This window comes from Slackia isoflavoniconvertens (genome assembly GCF_003725955.1).
Lineage (GTDB): Bacteria > Actinomycetota > Coriobacteriia > Coriobacteriales > Eggerthellaceae > Slackia > Slackia isoflavoniconvertens.
Window position 1 is genome coordinate 1 of record NZ_QIBZ01000033.1, and the last position, 1,985, is coordinate 1,985.

General features: G+C 56.0%; 1 protein-coding gene. It reads left to right on the top strand.

What is annotated here, in order from left to right:
- Positions 1–258 precede the first annotated feature (258 nt).
- A complete protein-coding gene (locus DMP05_RS09605) occupies positions 259–1,110 on the top strand; it encodes a DNA adenine methylase (protein ID WP_123220234.1) in 852 nt (283 codons plus the stop codon).
- Positions 1,111–1,985: the final 875 nt, after the last annotated feature.

The following is a 1,985-nucleotide window of genomic DNA, read 5'->3' on the forward strand; positions in this document are numbered from 1 at the left end:
CGAATGGGGCCGCAGGCGCTACCTAGATGTATCGCTGCTCGAAGACGAGGAGGGCAAAGCGTAGGGCGAGAATGCCGATGGTCTCACCTAGGCATCAGCGAATTTGCGAAAGATCCTTGACGGTACCCTGCAAAATACATTCCAACTTTGAAGTGCTTAAAGGAGCGTATTGGTGAGGCCAATGGGTTTTGCAGAATGTGACCGGGACGTGAACTTCGGTAATGGCTGTTTAAGACTGCATATTGAGGAGGTGGAGAGATGCCCATTACATACACACCTGTCAGATACCCGGGCGGGAAGACGAAGCTGTATCCCGTGATTAAGGCGATTCTTGAAGAAAACGGTTTACTTGGGCGTCCCTACGCCGAGCTGTTCGCTGGCGGCGCGGGGCTTGCCATCAAGCTCCTTCTGAGGGGTGATGTGTCCTCGGTCGTTATTAACGACTATGACCGTGCCGTCTACTGCATGTGGGATTCCATAGTCAACCACAGCGAGGAATTGTGCGAGTTCATCGACTCCGCCGTCCTTGATGTTGAAACTTGGAAAAGGATGCGTGACATGTACCAGAATCATGACGGAGTGAGCGATTCTGAGCTCGGCAGGGCTGCGTTCTACCTCAACAGGACCAATGTGTCGGGCATCCTGAGCGGCGGCGTCATCGGCGGACTTGAGCAGGCCGGCAATTTCAAGATGGATGCTCGCTTCAACCGCGAGACCCTGAAGAAGAAGGTAATGGACATCGCAGCGCGAAGGGATAACATCGAGGTGACGAAGCTCGACGCGGAGGAGTTCATTGACGGCAGGATGGGTGATTCTGATTTGTTTGCTTATCTAGACCCTCCATACGTTCAGAAGGGCCCTGGCCTGTATCGAAGCTCATTCGACGAGGAGAAGCACAGGTCGCTTGCAAGAAAAGTCGGCAGCGCTAAGAGCAAATGGGTCGTGACCTACGATGCCGACAAGCTCATCGACGACATCTATGGCGATTACGAGCGTGGGGACCTGGAGGTCAGCTATACCGCTAACGTCAAGACCGTCGGCAAGGAGAGAATAATCCTTGGGCCGGAGCTGGTTTGGCCTGCGGGCATGCAGGGCGAGGACGTGAGATAGCTGACCTTCGGTATGGAGGTTGGGGCACGTGGATGGCTGGTGTAGAGTAGCAGCATTATCTTCCGCGGCTTTACCTGAAGTTTTTTTGTTGATGCGTATGCCTTCTTGCATGTCACCCGTCGCTGCGAAGGCGTTCGCAGACGCGTGGAGGGGAGTGGTTTTTCGAAAAGGGCGCTATTGAGGCAGGCCCGGGAAGGGTCGAGAGCGCGCTCGCGCCGAACTATCGAAACTTGTTGTACTGTCTAGAGAATGGCGGTCTGCCCAACGATTGCCCCGAATCCATCGGGAAGCTGATCGCTTTGATTGCCTTCTTTATGGCAAGAGCGTCGAAACGGCTGCAGTTCAAGAGGGGCGAGGTGGGAGATGTCGCCGCGAAGCTATGCAAGACAGTATGACCCAAGCCGCTGACTGGCACGGCTGCCTGGCATAAAGAAAGACCCAGCATGCTGCTGGCTTTTTGGACCACGTGGATTGGGCAATCCGTCACAATGGCGCTGCCCGGAATCCGTCGGCTCGGGTGCTGTGTCGCAAACATGGAATGCGTCTGCCATGGCGAAGTATGCCTTCGGGTTGAGGTGCTGATCCAGGTTCGGGATGGACGTGCACGCGAGGACGATCACGGTCAAGGGAATCGACGGGAGCACTGCCGCGACTGCCGCGAAGCGCTTCGACGACGTGCCGGCGCCTTCGGAGATAGCGTCATGGATGCAGGGCGAGTTCACCGCCCCTGGTATGCCGTCTACGAAAGCGTGTGTTTCGTCAAGAGGATTTGAGCAAAAAGAGCATCGGAAATTGAGCAGCCTGAGCATCGGAAGTGCGCACGCTTTCTGAGCGGCTAGCCCTCCTGCATGAGGGCATGGCGGACGCGGTAGGAC